Raw genomic sequence first — 20,838 nt, 5'->3', positions numbered from 1 at the left:
GGGGGAAGGGCCTCGCACTTCGGTGCGGGGCCCTTTTTTCATCGCGGCGAGACCGAGGCAAGGCCTCAGGCGGCGACGGGATCGGCGGCGGCGGCGCGCAACGCCTCGCGCAGGGCTTGCGCGGTGGCATGGTCGAGCTTTCGCCCATGATCGTCGGTCAGATAGAAGGTGTCGACCGCGCGCTCGCCATAGGTGGTGACATGCGCCGAATGGACGAGCGCGCCGACCGAGAGGATCGCATGAGCGAGGCGGGCGAGAAGGCCGGTGCGATCGCGGGCGTGCACCTCGACCACCGTCATCCGCGTCGAGGCGGTCTGGCTGACGATGATGTTGGGGGGCACGTCGAAGGCGGCGTCGCGATCGGACAGGGGCTCGGGTGCGGGCGGTTCGGGCAGCGTCTCGGCGCGAATCGCGTCGATGAGGCTGGCGCGCAGCCGTGTCCTGCGGCGCTTGTCGCGATAGGGGCGCCCCTGCGCATCGACGACGAGCAGATTGTCGAGCGCGCGCGCATCGCGGGTGGTGTGGATGCGCGCATCGATGATGCTCGCCCCCGCCGCGCTCAAGCCTGCGCAGATGCGATAGAAGAGGCCGCTGGCATCGGGGGCGAAGATCGACACGCGGGTGGCGTCGGCATCCTTGTCGAGTTTGAGGCGCACGGAAGGGGCGGGCGGACCGAGCGCGCTCTTCGCTTCGGCCTCGGCGACCTGGAGGGCGTTGTCGACCTGCCAGCCGGTCGGTTCGGCGAGCCAATAGCTGTCGGGCAGCCGCTTGTGATGGGCGTGGAGCGCATCGCGCGGCCAGTCGAGCGCAGCGTCCAGCTCGGCCTTGCGCGCCTCGACCAGCGCCGAGCGACCGTGCTGCTTGTGCCCGAGGCGCAGCCGCTCCTCGGCGGCCTCGTAGAGCGTGCGCAGGAGACGGCGCTTCCAGTCGGTCCAGGTGCCGGGGCCGACGGCGCGGATGTCGACGACGGTGAGGATGAGCAGCATGCGCAGTCGCTCGGTGCTCTGCACCTTCTTGACGAACGCATCGATGGTGGTGGGGTCGGCGAGGTCACGCTTGAAGGCGGTCGCGCTCATCAGCAGGTGATTGAGGACAAGCCAGGCGACCATGTCGGTCTCGCCCGCCGACAGGCCGAAGCGGGGGCCAAGTTCCTGCGCGATCTCGGCACCCAATTCGCTATGATCGCCGCCGCGCCCCTTGGCGATGTCGTGGAGCAGCACCGCGACATAAAGTGCTCGGGGGCTGGCGATCTGCTTGATGAGCGCGCTGGAGAGCGGATGATCGGCGGCCAGTTCGCCGCGATGAATGGCGGCGGTAAGGCCGATGGCGCGGATGGTGTGTTCATCGACCGTATAGTGGTGGTACATGTCGAACTGCATCTGCGCGACGACGCGGCCGAAGTCGGGAACGAAGCGGCCGAAGACGCCCGCCTCGTTCATCCAGCGCAAGACGGCGTCGGTCTGGTTCCTGCCGGTAAGGATGTCGAGGAAGACGGCGTTGGCCTGCCGGTCGTCGCGCACCGCATCGACGGCGCGCGCGGCGCGGGCGGCGGCGCGCATGGCGTCGGGATGGATCTCCACCTCCTCGGCCTGTGCGGTGCGGAAGAGCTGGAGGAGGCGGACGGGATCTTCCTCGAGCCAGGCTTGCGAGGGCACGGTGAGGCGGCCGCGGTCGAGCGGGAAGCCGTCCAGCTTCTTTTCACGGCGAAGGAGCGTGGGAAGCGCGAAACGGCGCCCCTCGTCGGCGAGCTGGGCATCGAGTTGGGCGAGGAAGACGCCGGTGAGGTCGCCCACCGCCTTGGCGTTGAGGAAGTAGAAGTGCATGAACCGCTCGACCGCCGCCTTGCCGGGGCGATCGGCGTAATTCATCGCCTCGGCGATCTCGCGCTGGTGGTCGAATCCCAATCGGTCCTCGGGCCGCCCGGTAACGCGGTGGAGATGACAGCGCACCGACCACAGGAATCGCTCGGCACGCTCGAAGCGGCGGAACTCGCGGGCCGAGAACATGCCCTTGTCGACGAGCTCGGCGGGACGGTCCACGCCATGGACATATTTGCCGATCCAGTAGAGCGTGTGGAGGTCGCGCAGGCCCCCCTTGCCGTCCTTGACATTGGGTTCGACCAGATAGCGCGTGTCGCCCATGCGCGCGTGGCGTTCGTCGCGCTCGGCGAGCTTGGCGGCGACGAAATCGGACGCGGTGCCGCGCACGATCTCGCGGTCGAAGCGGGCCTCCATTTCCTCGAACAGCGCATCGTCGCCCCAGATGTAGCGCGCCTCCAGCGTGGCGGTACGCACGCTCATGTCGTCCCGCGACAAGGTGACGACCTCGTCGGGGGTGCGGGCCGCGTGGCCAACTTTCAGCTGGAGGTCCCAGAGGAGGTAGAGGAGCCCCTCGATCGCCTGTTCGACCCAGGCGTTGCGGCGGTCGGGCACGAGAAGGAGGAGGTCGAGGTCGCTGTGCGGCGCCATCTCGCCGCGCCCGGTGCCGCCGATGCCGACGAGGGCGAGACGTTCGGCAGGCGTCGGATTGGGATTGGGGAAGAGGCGCTGGGTGACGACGTCATAGGCGAGGCGCAGGAGCTGGTCGTAGAGAAAGCTGGTGGCGGCGGCATGGACGCGCCCGCGATAGGGCTGGGCGATCATGCGGCGGTCGATCTCGGCGCGACCCGTGGCAAGGGCCTCGGCAAGGATCTGGAGCGCGGGCGCGCGGGCGGCCTCGCCATAGGGAAGGGCTTCCAGACGGTCGTCGAGCGCGCGGCGGTCGATGATCGCGCGGCGATCCTCGATCAGGGAGGCGCGCGGGGGCAGCATCAGCCTGCGGCGCCCTCGTCGTGCAGGGCTTTCAGGCGATAGAGCGCGTCTAGGGCCTCGCGCGGGGTGAGCGCGTCGGGATCGAGCTGACCAAGCGCCTCCATCAGCGGGTCGGCCTGTTCCTCCTGCGGGGCCGAAGCGGCGAAGAGGGGCAGATCGTCGAGCCCCGCGGCGATGCCGCCCGTCTCGTCGCGCCCGGCTTCCAAGCGCGAGAGGATGTCGCGGGCGCGGGCAAGGATGGCGGGGGGGAGCCCTGCCAGCTTGGCGACCGCGATGCCGTAGCTCTTGTCGGCGGGGCCCGACGCGACTTCGTGGAGGAGGACGAGGTCGCCCTTCCATTCGCGGGCGCGGACGTGGTGGAGCGAGAGCGCGTCCAGGCGGTCGGCGAGGCGGGTGAGCTCGTGATAATGGGTCGCGAACAGGGTGCGTGAGCGGATGGTGTCGTGGCACGCCTCGGTCACCGCCCAGGCGATGGCGAGCCCGTCATAGGTCGAGGTGCCGCGGCCGATCTCGTCGAGGATGACGAGGCTGTTCTTCGTCGCCTGCGCAAGGATGGCGGCGGTCTCGACCATCTCGACCATGAAGGTCGAGCGACCGCGGGCGAGATTGTCCGACGCACCGACACGGCTGAACAGGCGGTCGACGAGGCCGATCCTGGCGCGGGTCGCAGGCACGTAACCGCCCGCCTGCGCCAACAGGCAGATGAGCGCGGTCTGGCGCAAGAAGGTCGACTTGCCGCCCATGTTGGGGCCGGTGATGAGCCACAGGCGATCATGGGGCCCGAGCTGGCAGTCGTTGGCGATGAAGCGTTCGCCCGCTTTTTCGACGGCGGCTTCGACGACAGGGTGGCGCCCGCCCTCGATTTCCAGACAGGGCTGGTCGGCTAGGGTGGGGAGGCACCAATTCCCCTCGATCGCGCGGTGCGCCTGTCCCGCCGAAACGTCGAGGCGGGCGAGCGCGTCGGCGGCGGCGGTGAGCGGGGCGGCCTGCGCGGTGGCCGCAGCGACGAGTCGCGTCAGATGCTCGGCCTCGAGCGCCAGTGCCTTGTCGCCCGCTTCGCCCAGCGCGGTGGCCTGTTCGTGCAATTCAGGGCTGTTGAAGCGCACCGCATTGGCCATCGTCTGGCGATGGGTAAAGCCGCTGTCCTCGGCCATCAGCGGGGCGGCGGATTTGGCCGGCACCTCAATATGATAGCCGAGGACGTTGTTATGCTTGATCTTGAGAGACGAGACGCCGGTCGCCTCGCGATATTTGGCTTCCAATGCGGCAATGGCCTGGCGCCCCCCCTTGGAGAGGTCACGCAGCGCATCGAGATCCGGATCGAAGCCGGAGCGGATATAGCCGCCCTTGGCGGTCTCGATGGGCGGCGCATCGACGAGCGCGGCGGCGAGGCGGTCGTGCAGCGCCTCGTGGCCGGTGAGACGGGGCAGGAGCGTGGCGAGGAGGTCGGGGTGGGCCTCGACCTGCGACAGGCGCGCATGGAGGTCGACGGCGCCGGCAAGCGCATCGCGCAATTGGCCGAGATCGCGCGGGGAGCCGCGTCCCGCGACGAGGCGCGACAAAGCGCGGGCGAGGTCGGGGAGGGCTTTCAGGCGGCTGCGGACCTCGTCGCGCAGAAGCTGGTCCTCGGCGAAGAACTGCACCAGCGCGAGGCGGGCGTTGATCGGGTCGAGGGTGGCGAGCGGGGCGGCGATGTCGCCGGCGAGCAGGCGGCGGCCCCCGGCGGTGACGCAGCGGTCGATGGCATGGAGGAGGCTGGTCGCGCTGGTCCCGTCGGCGCCGCGCAAGAGTTCAAGGCTGTCACGGGTCGAGGGGTCGATCGCCATCAGGCTCGAGCGTTCGATCCGGCGCGGCGCGGCGAGGTGCGCGGTGGCATCCTTCTGGGTCGCGGCGAGATAGGCGAGGAGGCCGCCGGCGGCGGCGCATTCGGCGCGCCCGGGGCTGCCGAAACCGGCGAGGTCGGCGACCCCGAAACGGCGCTTCAACGCCTCTTCGCCGGCGCGGCTGTCGAACCCGCCCGCACCGGGTAGGGTGGAGATGCCGGGGATGCGCTCGTCGGCGATGACCTCGGCGGCGTCGAGCCGCGCCAGCTCGGCGGGCAGGGTGCCGGTGTCGCAGGCGATGAGCTCGAAGCGGCCGGTCGAAATGTCGCAGGCGGCCACGGCATAATCATCGCCCGCGCGGCCCACGGCGGCGAGCCAGTTGGCGGCGGCACTGTCTAGCAGATTGTCCTCGGTCAGCGTGCCCGGCGTGACGACGCGCACGATGCCGCGCGCGACCAAGGCTTTCGATCCTCGCGCGCGCTTGGCTTCGGCGGGGCTTTCAATCTGTTCGGCGATGGCGACGCGGTGGCCCGCTTTGATGAGGCGGGCGAGATAGGCCTCGGCGGCATGGACGGGCACACCGCACATGGGCACGGGCTCGCCGCGGTCGGTCCCGCGCGCGGTCAGCGCGATGTCGAGGCACTGGGCCGCGACCTTGGCGTCCTCGAAGAACAGCTCGAAGAAATCGCCCATGCGGAAGAACAGGAGCGCATCCCCCGCCTGCGCCTTCAGGTCGTGGAACTGCTGCATCACGGGGGTGGATTGGGGATTGGAATCGTCGCGGGCCATGTCGGGCGCAACGCTAGCCGCTTTCCCGAAGCGTTTCCATTAAGTCCGTGACTCTTCAGGGGGCTCTTTTTATGGCGGGCGCCATACAGGAGAGAACATTGAGCGAAGCCAACGTCAAATTTTCCGAGCAGGAAGCGATCGACTTTCACGCCAAGGGGCGTCCCGGCAAGATCGAGATCAAGGCATCGAAGCCGATGGCGACGCAGCGCGATCTCGCGCTGGCTTATTCGCCCGGCGTTGCGGTGCCGGTCGAGGCCATCGCCGCCGATCCGGGCCGCGCCTATGAGCTGACCGCCAAGGGAAATCTGGTCGCGGTCATCTCGAACGGCTCGGCGATCCTCGGGCTGGGCAACCTCGGCGCGCTGGCATCGAAGCCGGTGATGGAAGGCAAGGCGGTGCTCTTCAAGCGCTTCGCCGACGTCGATTCGATCGACATCGAGCTCGACACGCAGGATTGCGACAAGTTCATCGAGGCGGTGGCGCTGATGGGCCCGAGCTTCGGGGGGATCAACCTCGAGGATATCGGCGCGCCCGACTGTTTCGTCATCGAACAGGCGCTGAAGGAGCGGATGAACATCCCGGTCTTTCACGACGACCAGCATGGCACCGCGATCATCACCGCGGCGGGGCTGATCAACGCGGCGCATCTCACCGGGCGCACGATGGACAGCCTCAAGGTGGTGGTGAACGGTGCGGGCGCGGCGGCGATCGCCTGCGCCGACCTTATCCGCGAGATGGGGGTCAGGCGCGAGAATGTGATCATGTGCGACCGCTCGGGCGTCATCCACGAGGATCGCGACGATCTCGACCAGTGGAAGAGCGCGCAGGCGGTCAAGACCGACCGGCGTACGCTGGCCGAGGCGCTCGAAGGAGCCGACGTCTTCCTCGGCCTGTCGGCGGGCAATGTGCTCGACGGCGACATGATCAAGACGATGGCCGACCAGCCGATCATCTTCGCGATGGCCAATCCGACGCCCGAAATCTCGCCCCCCGTCGCCAAGGCGGCGCGGCCCGACGCGATTATCGCGACGGGGCGGTCGGACTATCCCAACCAGGTCAACAACGTGCTCGGCTTCCCCTTCATCTTCCGCGGCGCATTGGACGTGCGCGCGACGGCGGTGAACGAGGAGATGAAGATCGCGGCGGCGCAGGCGCTGGCCGAACTGGCGCGCGAACAGGTGCCCGAGGAAGTGGCGGCGGCCTATGGCGGCGCGGCCAAGAGCTTCGGCCCCGATTACATCATCCCCGCGCCCTTCGATCCGCGCCTCATCGAGGTGGTGCCCGTCGCGGTGGCGCAGGCGGCCGAGAAGAGCGGCGTCGCGCAAAAGCCGATCGAGGATTATGACGCCTATCGCGCTCAGCTGCGCGCCCGCCTCAACCCGACGAGCTCGACGCTGAGCCTCGCCTTCGAGGCGGCCAAGCGCAATCCCAAGCGGGTGCTGTTCGCGGAAGGCGAGGAAGAGAATGTCCTGCGCGCCGCCATCGCCTTCAAGGAAGGCGGCTATGGCATCCCGGTGCTGGTCGGCCGCGAGAGCACCTATGACCGGCTTCGCGAGATGGGGGTCGAGGATCCGCACGAGTTCGAGGTGCTGAACAGCCGCAACTCGCCGCTGGTCGAGAAGGCGGTCGACTTCATCTACGAGAAGCATCAGCGCCAGGGCATGCTGCGCCGCCAGGTCGAGCGAATGGTCAACCAGGATCGCAATTACTTCACCGCCGCCATGCTGGCGCTGGGCGAGGGCGATGCGATGATCACGGGGACGACGCGACCCTTCAGCCAGAGCCTTGCGCAGGTCCGCACCGTGATCGACGACGATCACGGCGCCGAGCCCTTCGGCATCCATATCGTCGCGGGCGGCAACGGCCAGACGGTGATGATCGCCGATACATCGGTGACCGAGCGGCCGAGCGCCGAACAGCTCGCCGCCATCGCGGTGCGCTCGGCGGCCTTTGCCCGGCGCATGGGGCAGGAGCCGCGGGTGGCGTTCATCAGCTACACGACCTTCGGCAATCCGCCGGGGCGGCACATCGAGGAGCTTCGCGACGCGGTGAAAGTGCTCGACCGGATGACCACCGACTTCGAATATGAAGGCGAGATGGGGCCGGATGTCGCGCTCAATTACGAGGCGCAGCGGGCCTACTATCCCTTCTCGCGCCTGACGGGGCCGGCCAATATCCTGATCATGCCGGGGCTGCAGTCGGCGAACCTGTCGGCCAAGTTGTTGAAAGCGCTGGGCGGCGAGACGCTGCTCGGTCCCTATCTCATGGGCATGGCGCTCCCGGTGCAGATCGCGCCGATGACGGCAAGCTCGAGCGATCTCGTCACGCTGGCGGTGCTGGCGTCGGGCGGGGCCGATGGGCTGCGGCGCAATACTGCGGCGCGCGGTGCCGCCGAGGCGGTGGTTGGCTAGCGACTAGATGCGGTCGGCGGCGCTCACCGCGTCGCTGGCGCGCAGCGCGGCGATCATGGCGTGGAGGTGCGCCAGATCGTGCAATTCGGTGTCCACGTCGAAGGTGTGAAAGGCGCCGTCGCGGTGGACGAGGCCGAGGTTGACGATATTGGCGCCCTTGGCGCCAAAAATACCCGCCATCTGGCCGAGCGCGCCCGCGACATTGTGCAGGATGACGCGGATGCGCGCGGTACCGCCGTCCGACTGTTCGCCCCAGCTGAGGTCAAGCCAGTCGGTGTCGTCGCTGGCGAGCAATTGCTCGCAGCCGATGACATGGACCGCGATCATCTCGTCTTCCCCGCGCACGCCGACGATGCGGTCGCCGGGGATGGGGTGACAGCAGTCGGAAAGTTCGAAGGCGACGCCGGGGGTGAGACCCTTGATCGAGATGGCGTTGCGCTGTTCGGGCAGGCGGCCCTCATTCTTTTCGAGGCTGGCGGTCGAGCCGGGGACGAGCGCTTCCATCACGGCTTCATCGCCGATGCGGCGCTTGGCGATGGCTTCCATCAGCGCGGCCTCGTCGTCCATCTTCAGTCGCTTGGCGGCGCGTTTGGTGGCGCCCGCACGCGGCGCGGAGGGGAGGCGTTCGAGGATCTCGGCGAAGATCTTGGTGCCGAGCTCGATCGTCTCGTCGCGCTCCTTGTGGCGGACATAGCGGCGGATGGCGGCGCGCGCCTTGCCGGTGGCGACGAAGCGCAGCCACGAGGGCTGGGGCTGCTGTGCGTCACTGGCGAGGATCTCGACCTGATCGCCATTGTCGAGCACGGTGCGCAGCGGCACGACGCGGCCATTCACTTTCACGCCGACCGTCTGGTCGCCGAGATCGGTGTGGACGGCATAAGCGAAGTCGACCGCGGTCGCGCCCTTGGGCAGCTGGATGAGCTCGCCCTTGGGGGTGAAGGCAAAGATGCGATCCTGGTACATCGCCATGCGGGTATGTTCGAGCAGCTCCTCGGGATCGGCCGCATGTTCGAGGATCTCAACGAGGTCGTTGATCCACAGGACGGGCTTGTCCCCCTTGGGCGCGCCTTCCTTATAGGCCCAGTGGGCGGCGAGCCCGCGCTCGGCCTGCTCGTGCATCTCGCGCGTGCGGATCTGGATCTCGATGCGCATGTTGGTGTCGTGGATCACCGAGGTGTGCAAGCTGCGGTAGCCGTTGCGCTTCGGCGTCGAGATATAATCCTTGTAGCGCCCCGGGACCATCGGCCAGCGCTGGTGGATGAGGCCCAGCGCGCGGTAGACGTCCTCGACCGTGTCGACGATGACGCGGAAGGCCATGACGTCGGACAGTTGCTCGAAGCTGATGTGCCGCTCGGCCATCTTCTTCCAGATCGAGTAGGGATGCTTCTCGCGCCCCGTGACATCGGCATCGAGGCCGTGATCGGCAAGGTGAAGCTGGAGCCCCAGCCCGATGCGGTTGATGACATCGCCGCCCTTGTCGTTCAATTGTTCGAGCCGCTTCAGGATCGAGGCATAGGCGTCGGGTTCGAGATGCTGGAAGGCGAGCGTCTGCATCTCCTTCATCATCTCGTACATGCCGATGCGCTCGGCCAATGGCGCGTAGATGTCCATCGTCTCGCGAGCGATGCGGCGGCGCTTTTCCTCCTTGGGGATGTGGTGGAGGGTGCGCATGTTGTGGAGGCGGTCGGCGAGTTTGACCAGCAGCACGCGGATGTCGCCCGACAAGGCGAGCAGGAACTTGCGCAAATTCTCGGCGGCGCGTTGCGATTCGCTCATCGCCTCGACCTTCGAGAGCTTGGTCACGCCGTCGACGAGGCGGGCGACCTCCTCGCCGAAGAGATTCTCGATCTGCTCGGGCGTGGCGACCGTATCCTCGATGGTGTCGTGGAGGATGGCGGTGACGATGGTCTCGTCGTCCAATTTGAGGTCGGTGAGGATGCCCGCGACTTCGATGGGGTGCGAGAAATAGGGATCGCCCGAGGCGCGCAGCTGGGCGCCATGGGCTTTCATCGAGAAGACATAGGCGCGGTTGATCAGCGCCTCGTCGGCATCGGGGTCATAGGCCCGGACCCTCTCGACCAGTTCATATTGTCTCAGCACGGGATGATTAATGGGGCTCCGGGGGCTATTTGTGCAAGTGCAAAAGAGGCGGCTGGGCGCAGTTTGTCGGATGAAATCGGGGGGTTGTCCACTTTGTCCACTTTGGGAACTCGGCGGTTCCGACGCGTGGAGACGCAACAGGGCACCGGCGCATCATAAACGCGCCGATGCCCTGTAGGACAGTCGATCCGGCCGGGGGCCGGGCGAAAGGTGCCTAGCGCGCCTTGGCGTTGCAGCGCGAGAGCGCGGCCTCGTCCATCGCCACGCCGTCGACGGCGAAGCGGGTCACGGGGCCGACTTCCTTGACGAGACGCTCGCACAGGATGGCGGGGCGGCTGGCGGCGGCGCGGGTGGTGCAGGTCGTGCCCTCGCAGGCAAAGGCGGCGCCCTTGACGATGACGCGCGCGTCGGCGGCGGCGACGAGGTCGGCGCTGAGATGCGGGGCGGCGGCCATGGCGGGCGCGGCAAGGGCGGCGGCGGCAAGAGCGATCGGGAGGAGGCGCATGACAACGTCCTTTCAGTTTCGGTTGGCAACTGACCTAGGATAGAAAAGTATCTTTTCGCAACTGTTATTTTGACGATGACGGGCTTATGACGGATGCGAGACTCGGGGACCGGCGCCGGACGGCTGACGGCTCCGCCAGTGAGAGGGAAGTACGCTTGAGCGGTATCCAGCCTGACATCGAAGCCTTCAGGGACGCGGCGCTGCGCTGCCCCTTGCCCCCTGCGATCGAACTGATCGGCGAGAAATGGTCGTTCCTGATCCTGCGCGGCGCGTTCAATGGCCTGCGCCACTTCGAGCAGTTCCAGGCCGGGCTCGGTATCGCGCGCAACATCCTGTCGGACCGCTTGTCGAAGCTGGTGGCGGGCGAGATCCTCGACCGCCAACCCGATCCCGACGACGGGCGCAAGGTGGTCTATCGGCTGACCGAGAAGGGCGAGGCGCTGCTGCCGGTGGTGGTGGCGCTCCGGCAGTGGGGCGAGGATTGGGGGCATGGATGTGCCGACATCCAGCTTGCCGATGCCCGCGATGGGGAGAAGGTGGCGCGCGTGGCGGTGACCGCCAAGGATGGCCGCACCCTGGGGCTGAAAGACCTGATGTGGGTCGACCGGCGCACTGGGGCGAGCATGCGCCGCCACGAGATGGAGCATGTCGAGCTCTAGGCGCCGACAGATCAAGGCAAACAAAAAGGGCGGCTCCCGACGGAGCCGCCCTTTTTGTTTCGATACCTGGAAGCGCCTTAGTCGGCGGCACCCGGGGTCGGACGCGGCGGGGCCGAGGCGGTGAGGCGGAGCGCTTCGGCGCTCTCCGACAGGCTCGACAGCTCATCGGTCTCGTCATCATCGTCCATCTGGACGCGCTGGTGACCCTGGATGAGGCTTTCCTCGAGATGCTTGGGCTTGACCGTGGTTTCGGCGATCTCGCGCAGCGCGACGACAGGGTTCTTGTCGCGGTCGCGGTCGATGGTCAGATCGGCGCCGCCCGAAATCTGGCGCGCACGCTCGGCGGCGAGCAGGACGAGGTCGAACCGGTTGGAAACCTTGTCGACGCAATCTTCGACGGTGACGCGTGCCATGAGCCGCTGTTCCTTATCTCTTTATCTGAGGAAATCGATCAACGGGCCAAATAGGGTCGGGGGGTCGAAGAGTCAATGACAGGACGCTTGCAAGGGCGCGCGCCAGTCGCCATCCAAGCGGGCAATGACCGATCGCCTTCACTTCACCGTCGCGGGCAATGACATGACGCTGGTGGCGGGCGGCGCCGACCGGCGCGCACGCATCGTCGAGATGATCGAGGGCGCGCGCGAGAAGCTCGACCTCCTCTTCTACGACCTGGCCGATGACGAATGCGGGACGCAGATCCGCGATGCGCTCGTGGCGGCGGCGGGGCGCGGGGTACAGGTGCGACTGATCGTCGACGGGTTCGGCCTGTCGGACATGGACGATGTCGACGCCTTTTTCGCGCCGCTGCGCGCGGCAGGCGGCGAGGCCAATGCCTTCAACGCGCGCTTCGGGCGGCGCTACCTCATCCGCAATCACCAGAAGATCTTCATCGCCGATGGAAATCGCGCAATCATCGGCGGGGCGAATTTGGGCGATGCCTATCTGGGCGATGATCCCGCCACCTGCTGGCGCGACCTGTGGCTGGTTATCGAAGGGGAAGCGGTCGAACCGCTGGCTGCTTATTATGACGCGGTCGACGGGTTCCTGAAGGAAAAGACGCCGCGGCTCATGCGATTGTCCGACATCGTCGCGCGGCAGAGCACCTTCGAGGGGCCGCTGCAATGGCAATTCTCGGCGCCCTGGCCGCGCCATACGCCCTGGCCCGGGGGCATGATCCGCGATTTGTGGAGCGCCACCGACGTCGACCTCGTCGCCGCTTATTTCTCGCCATCGAGCGCGATGCTGCGGCGGCTGGAGCGGGTGGCGAAGGATGGCGGGAAGGTGCGGCTGCTGACCGCCGCCAAGTCCGACAATACGACCACCATCGCGGCGGCGCGGCACGTTTACCACCAGCTCTTGGAAGCCGGGGTCGAAATTCACGAATATGAGAAGTGCAAGCTGCACACCAAGCTGATCGTCGTCGACGACAAGGTGCATATCGGCAGCTCGAACTTCGATTTTCGCAGCCTGTTTCTCAACATGGAAGTGATGCTGCGGATCGATGATGCCGAGGTCGCGGCGATGATGCGCGACTGGGTGACGGGCGAATTGCGCGACAGTCGGCAGATCACGCCGCAGCTGCACGCCGAACGCGATACGTTGTGGCAGCGCACCGTGTGGGCGCTGGCCAATTTCCTCGTCACGACGATGGATTATACGGTGAGCCGGCGCTTGAACCTGCCGCTCGCGGGGGACGACTGATGGGCGCGGCGGATGCGGCGGGCACGCCGTTCGGCAAGGTGCCGGGCAGCGCGTTGTCGCGGCGCGATTTCGCCCTGTTGTGGAGCGCGATGCTGGTCACCGCGACGGGCAATACGGCAATGCAGACGATCATTCCGCCGGTGGGCAGGTCGCTCGGGGTGGACGATTTCTGGATGGCGCTGGCCTTCACGACCTCTGCCGTGGCGTGGGTCGTGCTGGCGCCGATCTGGGCACGACGTTCGGACAGCCATGGGCGAAAATCGCTGATCCTGATCGGGCTCGTCGGGTTCATCACTTCGACGCTGGGCTGCGCGGTGGCGCTGCAGGCGGGGCTCGAGGGGTGGGTCGGCGTGCTGCCCGCGATGCTGGGGTTCGCGGTGGTGCGCGCGGTCTACGGGCTACTCGGCTGCGCGACGCCGGCTGGGACGCAGGCCTATCTGGCAGCGCGCACGCGGCGATCGAGCCGAACGGTGGCGCTGTCGGGCCTCACCGCGGCCTTCGGGCTGGGAACGGTGATCGGCCCCGCGCTGGTGCCCGCCTTCGCGCTGCCGGGGCTCGAGCTGATCGGCCCGCTCTATGTCTTTGCCGCGCTCGGCGTGGCGACCTGGGTGGTGGTCTGGCGGCGGCTGCCCGACGATCGCGCGCGGGTGCGGCGCGCACGTTCGGCGGCGATGGGATTTCCGAGCGCGAGCCCTACCGGCGCGTCGGTCAGGGCAGCGACGTCTGCCGCGCCGAGCGGGCGACTGCGCTGGCACGATCGGCGTGTACGCGACTGGCTGGTGGCAGGCGCGATCACCAATACGTCGATGGCGGGGCTGCTGACGGTGGTGGGCTTTTATACGATCGACGTGCTCGGGCTCGATCCGGCGCGCTCGCTCGACGAGGTGGGGATCGTGCTGATGGGCGGGGCGATCGCCTCGCTGGTGGCGCAATGGGGGGTGATCCCGCGTTCGGGCTGGGCGCCTCGCCAGCTGATCATCGTCGGGGCGATGGTGGGGATCGTCGGCATCGTGGTGGTGATGCTGGCAGCCAGCCTCTACGGCCTCGTTCTGGGCTATGGCATCGCCTGCCTCGGGTTCGGGCTGACGCGTCCGGGCTTTGCATCGGGGGCGAGCCTGGCGGTGCCGCTGGCCGAGCAGGGTGCGGTGGCGGGATTGACGACGAGCGTCAACGGCTTCGCCTTCATCTTCGCGCCGACCGGCACGCTGCTCCTCTATCATGCCGCGCCATGGCTCGCCTTTACCGTGCTGATCGCGCTTCTGGCGCTCAGCCTCGCGCTGTTCGGGCGGACGCGGGGTTAGCGCCTATTCGGCCTCCCCCTCGCCGTTGGCGGGCTTGCCGTTCTTCTGCGCGTTGCGCGGGCTGAGCATGCCCGGCGAGACGAAGCCGATGGTCGGGCCGGGCTTGATCGCATCCTGTTTCAGGTTGGAGCGGATGCGGGCATATTGGTCGATCATCTTCTGCGTTACCGAGGGCTTGGTCTCCTCGAGCGCGGCATCGAAATCGGCCTTGGACACCTCGGCCTTCTCCATGTCGCGGCGCATGGCGGTGAGGCCCGCGCGGCGCACGAGATCCTCGAGGTCGGCGCCGGTGAAGCGCTCGGTCTTCTCGGCGAGGAAGTCGAGATCGACATCCTTGCCGAGCGGCATGTTCGAGGTGTGAATCTCGAGAATGCGGCGGCGCCCTTCGAGCGTGGGCGGGCCGACGTAGATCAATTCATCGAAGCGGCCGGGGCGCAGGAGCGCGGGGTCGAGGAGGTTGGGGCGGTTGGACGCGCCGATGACGACGACGTTGTTCATCTCCTCCAGCCCGTCCATTTCGGCGAGGATCGTGTTGACGACGCGCTCGGTCACGGCGGGTTCGCCCATCGAGCCACCGCGCGCGGGCACGAGGCTGTCGATCTCGTCGATAAAGATGACGGTGGGGGCGACCTGCCGGGCGCGGCTGAAGAGGCGGGCGATCTGCTGTTCGCTCTCGCCATACCATTTGGACAGGAGGTCCGAAGATTTGGTGGCGATGAAATTGGCCTCGGATTCGCGCGCGGCGGCCTTGGCGAGCAGTGTCTTGCCGGTGCCGGGCGGACCGTAGAGGAGGAAGCCGCGGGCCGGGCGGATGCCGAGGCGGCGGAAGGCGTCGGGATGACGGAGCGGCAGTTCGATGCCCTCCTTCAGCTTGTCGCGCGCCTCGTCGAGGCCGCCGATATCGTCCCAGCCGACGCGCGGTACCTCGACCATGACCTCGCGCATGGCGCTGGGCTGGACGCGCTTTTGTGCTTCGCGGAAGTCGTCGGCGGTGACGGCCAGGCTGTCGAGGATGTCCTGCGGGATCTCCTCTTCGCTGAGATTGATCTGCGGCATGATGCGGCGGACGGCCTCAAGCGCGGCCTCGCGCGTCAGGCTGGCCATGTCGGCGCCGACGAAGCCGTAGGTGCGGCGCGCCAGCTTGTCCAAGTCGACATCCTCGGCGAGCGGCATGCCGCGCGTGTGGATGCCGAGGATTTCGCGGCGGCCGGCCTCGTCGGGGACGCCGACGACGATCTCGCGGTCGAAGCGGCCGGGGCGCCTCAATGCGGGATCGATGGCATCGGGCCGGTTGGTGGCGGCGATGACGACCAGATTGGCGCGTGGTTCGAGGCCGTCCATCAGCGTGAGAAGCTGGGCGACGAGGCGCTTTTCGGCCTCGCCCTGCACCTTGTCGCGTTTCGGGGCGATTGAGTCGATCTCGTCGATGAAGACGATGCTGGGCGCGGCCTTCGCGGCATTGTCGAACAGTTCGCGGAGCTTCTTTTCCGATTCGCCATAGGCCGAGCCCATGACCTCGGGGCCAGCGATATGGAAGAATTCGGCGTCGCTTTCATTGGCGACGGCGCGCGCGAGCATGGTCTTGCCGGTGCCGGGCGGGCCGTGAAGCAGGACGCCCTTGGGCGGGTCGACGCCAAGGCGCTGGAACAGTTCGGGATGCCTCAAGGGCAGTTCGACCATTTCGCGCAGCGCGTCGATGGTGTCGGTCATGCCGCCAAGGTCGTCATAGGTGATCGCCGGGCGCTCGCCCGCCTCGACCGCCGCGCCCTCGGGCATCAGCTCGATCTCGGTGTCGGCGTCGATATGGACGATGCCCTCGGGCTTGGTCGAGACGACGCGGAGGCGAATTTCCTGGAGCGCGAAGGTGGGGGCCTGAAGAAGCTGGCGGATGGTTTCCGGCATGTCGGTGTTGACGCGCTGGTGACCGGCGGTGGCGACGAAATCGCCCTTGGTGAGCGGCGCGCCGAAGAAGCTGCGCTTGAGGGCGTCGGTCGACCCCGACAGGCGCACACCCGCTTGCGCGGGAGCGAAGCTGACCTTCTTGGCGGGCTTGGAGGTGGCTTTTTCCACGGTGACGAAATCGCCCGCGCCGACGCCCGCGTTGGAACGCTGGAGCCCGTCGAGGCGGATGATGTCGAGCCCGGTATCGTCCTTGTAGGGACGGATGGCGCGCGCCGGGGTGGTGCGCTTGCCGGTGATGGTGATGACATCGCCATCGGCGAGCCGGAGGCGGTCCATCAGCTGGGCAGGCAGGCGCGCGAGGCCGCGCCCTGAATCGGCGGGCGGCAGGCTGGCCACCTGGACGCGGTTGGGCTTCGTCTTCGTATCGCTGTCGGGCACGGATATTCCTTCGTTCTTCCACCGACAATGGGTCGGCGCGGACAAAGGTTCACGTGGGGACGGAGGCGGAATGAAAAAAGGGCCCGGTCACTCGAAAGTGTCCGGGCCCCGTCAGGAGAGGATGCCGAACCAGTGGTCCGACGCAACCTTTATCGCACCGCACAATTTATTGTGCAAGTGCAAAAGTTGTGAACGTTCACTTTTTGATGATGCCGACGATCTTCCGCACCGCCTTGCGGGTCAGGAAACGGCTGGAATTGGCGGAAATCTTGTTGGCGAGACCCGGCACGACGACGGCCTTGTTGGCGTCCAATCCGGCGATCCCGGCGGCGACGACCTCTTCGGCGGTCATCTTGACCGCATCGACCGCCGAATTTCCGCCAAAACCGGCCACGTCGCCAAACTCGGTGGCGGTCGGGCCGGGGCAGAGCGCGCTGACGGAAATGCCGGATTTGCGCAATTCTTCGTGGAGCGCTTCGGTGAAGGAGAGGACATAGGCCTTGGTCGCGAAATAGACCGCCATGCCGGGGCCCGGCTGGAAACTGGCGACCGAGGCGACGTTCACGATGCCGCCGTGCCCGAGTCGTTTCATGCCGGGAATGACACCATGGGCGAGCTCGGTGAGCGCGCCGCAGTTCAAATCGATCATCTCGCGCTGGCGGGCATTGTCGAGCGCATCGAAGGCGCCGACGAGCCCGAAGCCCGCATTGTTGACGAGCGTTCCGACCGTCTCACCCGCCGAGGCCACGTCAGCGAGGAGGCGGCTGGCGGCGTGGGGTTCGCTGAGGTCCGTGGCGATCGTACGGGCATTGCCGAGCTCGGCGGCAAGCGCATCGAGGCGGTCGCGGCGGCGCGCGACGAGGACGAGGCGGTGCCCTTTCCGGGCATATTGGCGAGCGAATTCCTCGCCGAGGCCGGCGGAAGCGCCGGTGATGAGGGTGATGGTGCTGGTCATGGCTTCTTCTTAGGCGCGCAGGCGCGCGGCGAATAGACGTTGGCGACACTGTTGATCTGGGTTAATGGGCGAAGCAGGGGGACCTGCCATGACCGAAGCCGCCATGCCCGCCGGGCCGATCGATGCCGCCAAACGGCTGGTGCTCCTCGACGGGGTGCGCGGGTTGGCGCTGCTCGGCATCCTGTTCGCCAACATGACGACCTTTTCCGGCTGGTATTTCATGGATGCGGAGGCACGCGCGGCGCTCGGCGGTGGGATGGTGGATCGGTCGCTGGATCTCCTGTTCGAGACGCTCGTCCACGGCAAATTCTACGCGCTCTTCTCGCTCCTGTTCGGCATCGGCTTCGCGCTCCAGCTCGAGCGGATCGAGGCGAAGGGCGAAGGGGCGGGCCGCTATGCGCGGCGGCTCTTCTTTCTCGCGCTGTTCGGGGTCGCGCATATCCTGCTGATCTGGATCGGCGACATCTTGCTGCTCTACGCGCTGATGGGGTTGGTGCTGCTCGCGCTGCGATGGCTGCCGACGCGCGCGCTCATCCCGGCGGCGGTGATCTGCTGGTTGGTGCCGGTGGGCTGGGCGGCGTGGCAGGAGGTGGCGGGGTTCAACGTGTTCCCGCTGCTGATGCCCAAGGTGGCGCCGCTGGCCGCCGCGCTCGACGTGCCGTTCGGACCGGGTGGGCCGACGCGCATCTGGGAAAGTGCGGACCTGTGGATGCAACTGCGCAGCCACGTCATCGACCTGTACCTGCGCTTCGTCGTCTATCTCGACGAGATGCGCTTCACCAAGGTGCTGGGGATGTTCCTCATCGGGCTGTGGGTGGGGCGCGAAGGCATCCACCGCGATCCCGCGGCCTTCGCGCCGCTGTTGAAGCGCGTGGTGCTGGTCGGGCTGGCGCTCGGCCTGCCCGTCGCGGTCCTGAAGGCCGTGTTGGCGCTGGGATGGTGGCGGCCCGAGGAGTGGGGACTGGTCCTCTATGCGAGCGCCTACAGCCTATCGGTACCGTTGTTGGGGCTGGCCTATGCCGCGCTGGCCGCGCTGGCCTGTGCCAAGGGACGCGAGCGGTGGCTCAGGCTGTTCGCGCCGATGGGGCGGATGGCGCTGACCAATTATCTCGCCCAGTCGGTCGTGCAGGCGGTCATTTTCTTCGGCTATGGGCTGGGGCTGATCAACCAGCTGAGCCTCGGCTGGCACGTGCTGCTGACGCTGGCGATTTTCGCCGCCCAGGTCGTCTTCAGTCGCTGGTGGCTGGCGTCTCACGCCTTCGGGCCGGCCGAATGGCTGTGGCGCAGCCTGACCTATGGCAAGGCGCAAGAGATGCGCCTTGCCACGGGTCAGCAAGCGATCGCTTAGGAAACGGTCGCTTTCTCGATCTTGCCGGGGTTGGGGACCGGCTCGCCCTTGGGCAGCTGGTCGACATATTCCATGCCGCTCTCGACCTGGCCCCAGACAGTGTACTGGTTGTCGAGGAAGCGAGCATCGTCGAAGCAGATAAAGAACTGGCTGTTGGCCGAGTTGGGATCGGGCGTGCGCGCCATCGAGCAGGTGCCGCGCACATGCGGTTCGGCAGAGAATTCGGCCTTGAGGTCGGGCAGGTCGCTGCCGCCGGTGCCGGTGCCGGTCGGATCGCCGCCCTGCGCCATGAAGCCGGGGATGACGCGGTGGAAGACGACGCCGTCGTAAAAGCCGTCATTGGCGAGGCTGGTGATGCGCTCGACATGGCCGGGGGCAAGGTCGGGGCGCAGCTTGATGACGACGTCGCCGCCGGTCGAGAGGGTGAGGGTGAGGGTATCGGCCATGAGGCGTTGATCTCCGTCGAAGGGTGAATGTTGCCGGCTGATGTAGGCGCGCTTGGCGCTACTGGCCACCCCCCGATGCCGCATCCTGTGCCGCCATCGCCGCATCGGTGGCGGCGACGAAGGCGCGCACGTCGGCGAGCAGCGCATCGAGCGCGGCGCGGTCGTGGATGCGACCGCGCTGGACGACGAGGCTGATCGTGTCGCTGTCGTCGATATCGGCGAGCGGATCGCCCGACAGGAGCAGGAAGTCGGCGCGCTTGCCCGGCGCGATGCCGCCGAGGTCGGCGCGGCCAAGGAAGGTAGCGGGCACGGTGGTCGCGGCGCGCAGGACGTCCATCGGCGACAGGCCCGCGGCGGCGAGATGCGCCATCTCGTCATGATAGGAGAAGCCGGGGAAGACCATCGTGTCATTGGCATCGGTGCCGACCATGACCGCGACGCCTGCCTCGTGCGCCATGCGAGTGGTACGCAGCCCGAGGTCGAAGAAGTCTTCGAGGTCGGCGCGCTGGTCGTCGGACGCTTGCGCCGTGCGGTCGAGGTCGCGGTCCCAGAAGCCGCGCTGCGGGGCCGAGATGTAGGCGAGACGGGGGTCGTCGCGATAGGCGGGATCGGCGGCGCGATAGTCCATCTCGCGGGTGAGGTGGGTCGGCACGTAGGCGGTGCCGGCCGCGCGCATGGCGGCGAGCTGGTCGGCGCAGAGCGCGGGATCGAAACTGTTGCGCGCGAGGCCCGGCATGGCGTCGCGGTCGGGCCAGTCGGCCTCGCCCTTCAAGGCGGCAGCAATGGCGCCGCGATAGACCGAGCCATGCCCCGAACAGTCGAGCGGCAGGTCGCGCGCGTGCTCGATCGAGGCCATGCCCATGGCGGCGACCTCGCCGACCGAATACATCATCGGCACATGACCGGTGACCCGAAGGTTGCGCGCGGCGGCTTCCTCGAGCAATGCGGCAAAGGCGTCGGGCATGAATTCCTGGCTCACCTTGAGGAACTCCATGCCCTCGGCGTCGAAGGCCGCGACGGCGGCGCGGGCCTGGTCGGGGGTGGCGACGCGATAGAGCGCGGCGCGCCCGGTGATATCCTCGCCGCGATTGCTGTCGATCTTGGCGGTGCCGAGCGAGAGCAGGTCAGGCCCCGCCATGGTGCCGTTTGCGATCTTCTCGCGGCTGTCGAGCAATTGTTCGCGGCACATCAGCATGCCGCCCTCGTCGTCGCGGCAGTCGGCCGACATGTCGCGCACCCCTGTGATGCCGTTGGCGAGCATCATCGACAAGGTGGGCTGGTGGAGCATGGCATAGCCGACATGGGCGTGCATATCGATATAGCCGGGGAGAAGCGTCTTGCCGCTGCCGTCGATCACCTTCGCGGCGGCGACCGCAAGGCTGTCCGTCGGCTCGATGGCGAGGATCATGCCGTCGCGCACCAGCACGTCGCGATGCTCGAGCACGAGGCGACGTTCGGGATCGATGACCCGAACGTCGCGCACGAGGAGGTCGGCGCCGACGGCAGCGCGCGTCGGCGCGGCGGGGGCTGTCGTCGTCGTGGTGGGCGTCGTCGCGCATCCCATGGTAGTAGCGGCCAGCGCGGCCATGGCTGCCAGCGCGATGCGGTTTGGTTGATGCGTCATAACTGCCCCTCGTGATCGGATGTCCT

The 20,838-nt window shown here is 67.5% G+C and carries 14 protein-coding genes; 5 read left to right on the top strand and 9 right to left on the bottom strand.

Features of this window, described 5'->3' with window-relative positions:
• Positions 1–65: 65 nt before the first annotated feature.
• Positions 66–2,810, bottom strand: coding sequence for a [protein-PII] uridylyltransferase (locus tag NUW51_RS09520; protein WP_265587278.1), 2,745 nt, complete (start codon positions 2,808–2,810; stop codon positions 66–68).
• Positions 2,810–5,422: a DNA mismatch repair protein MutS gene (mutS, locus tag NUW51_RS09515; protein WP_265587277.1), complete on the bottom strand. Its 2,613-nt coding sequence runs from the start codon at positions 5,420–5,422 to the stop codon at positions 2,810–2,812. The genes NUW51_RS09520 and mutS overlap by 1 nt, the downstream gene beginning before the upstream one ends.
• 71 nt (positions 5,423–5,493) lie before the next feature.
• Between mutS and NUW51_RS09510 the strand changes: the two genes are divergently transcribed.
• Positions 5,494–7,833: an NADP-dependent malic enzyme gene (locus NUW51_RS09510; protein WP_265587276.1), complete on the top strand. Its 2,340-nt coding sequence runs from the start codon at positions 5,494–5,496 to the stop codon at positions 7,831–7,833.
• A 3-nt stretch (positions 7,834–7,836) separates the two neighbouring features.
• Here NUW51_RS09510 and NUW51_RS09505 read toward each other — a convergent pair whose 3' ends face one another.
• Positions 7,837–9,933 (bottom strand): RelA/SpoT family protein, encoded by a 2,097-nt coding sequence (locus NUW51_RS09505; RefSeq protein WP_265587275.1) that lies wholly within the window; start codon positions 9,931–9,933, stop codon positions 7,837–7,839.
• Between the two features lie 214 nt (positions 9,934–10,147).
• Complete coding sequence (locus NUW51_RS09500) at positions 10,148–10,438, bottom strand: CC_3452 family protein (protein ID WP_265587274.1); 291 nt, start codon at positions 10,436–10,438, stop codon at positions 10,148–10,150.
• A gap of 155 nt (positions 10,439–10,593) precedes the next feature.
• Here NUW51_RS09500 and NUW51_RS09495 point away from each other — a divergent pair, with 155 nt between their 5' ends.
• Entirely contained in the window at positions 10,594–11,097 is a 504-nt protein-coding gene (locus NUW51_RS09495) for a winged helix-turn-helix transcriptional regulator (RefSeq protein ID WP_407696339.1), read from the top strand.
• Between the two features lie 77 nt (positions 11,098–11,174).
• Here NUW51_RS09495 and rpoZ read toward each other — a convergent pair whose 3' ends face one another.
• On the bottom strand, positions 11,175–11,510 hold the full coding sequence (rpoZ, locus tag NUW51_RS09490) for a DNA-directed RNA polymerase subunit omega (RefSeq protein WP_265587273.1): 336 nt from the start codon (positions 11,508–11,510) through the stop codon (positions 11,175–11,177).
• A gap of 124 nt (positions 11,511–11,634) precedes the next feature.
• Between rpoZ and NUW51_RS09485 the strand changes: the two genes are divergently transcribed.
• Together NUW51_RS09485 and NUW51_RS09480 are read left to right on the top strand one after the other, a co-directional pair.
• Positions 11,635–12,798: a phospholipase D-like domain-containing protein gene (locus NUW51_RS09485; RefSeq protein ID WP_265587272.1), complete on the top strand. Its 1,164-nt coding sequence runs from the start codon at positions 11,635–11,637 to the stop codon at positions 12,796–12,798.
• Positions 12,798–14,099 (top strand): MFS transporter, encoded by a 1,302-nt coding sequence (locus tag NUW51_RS09480; protein ID WP_265587271.1) that lies wholly within the window; start codon positions 12,798–12,800, stop codon positions 14,097–14,099. Before NUW51_RS09485 ends, NUW51_RS09480 begins: the two co-directional genes overlap by 1 nt.
• Positions 14,100–14,102: 3 nt before the next feature.
• On the opposite strand, the gene NUW51_RS09475 is transcribed toward NUW51_RS09480, so the two are convergent.
• Entirely contained in the window at positions 14,103–16,439 is a 2,337-nt protein-coding gene (locus NUW51_RS09475) for a CDC48 family AAA ATPase (protein WP_407696338.1), read from the bottom strand.
• Positions 16,440–16,635: 196 nt separating this feature from the next.
• On the bottom strand, positions 16,636–17,394 hold the full coding sequence (locus NUW51_RS09470) for an SDR family NAD(P)-dependent oxidoreductase (RefSeq protein WP_265587270.1): 759 nt from the start codon (positions 17,392–17,394) through the stop codon (positions 16,636–16,638).
• A gap of 88 nt (positions 17,395–17,482) precedes the next feature.
• Between NUW51_RS09470 and NUW51_RS09465 the strand changes: the two genes are divergently transcribed.
• On the top strand, positions 17,483–18,742 hold the full coding sequence (locus NUW51_RS09465) for a DUF418 domain-containing protein (protein ID WP_265587269.1): 1,260 nt from the start codon (positions 17,483–17,485) through the stop codon (positions 18,740–18,742).
• On the opposite strand, the gene NUW51_RS09460 is transcribed toward NUW51_RS09465, so the two are convergent.
• Positions 18,739–19,188: a peptidylprolyl isomerase gene (locus tag NUW51_RS09460; RefSeq protein WP_265587268.1), complete on the bottom strand. Its 450-nt coding sequence runs from the start codon at positions 19,186–19,188 to the stop codon at positions 18,739–18,741. The genes NUW51_RS09465 and NUW51_RS09460 overlap by 4 nt on opposite strands.
• A 58-nt stretch (positions 19,189–19,246) precedes the next feature.
• On the bottom strand, positions 19,247–20,812 hold the full coding sequence (locus tag NUW51_RS09455; protein ID WP_265587267.1) for an amidohydrolase family protein: 1,566 nt from the start codon (positions 20,810–20,812) through the stop codon (positions 19,247–19,249).
• Between the last annotated feature and the right edge of the window lie 26 nt (positions 20,813–20,838).

Origin of the sequence: Sphingomicrobium arenosum, from assembly GCF_026157085.1 — a bacterium.
Lineage (GTDB): Bacteria > Pseudomonadota > Alphaproteobacteria > Sphingomonadales > Sphingomonadaceae > Sphingomicrobium > Sphingomicrobium arenosum.
Note: the sequence above shows the minus strand (reverse complement) of the source record. Positions and strands in the feature narration are given on the sequence as shown.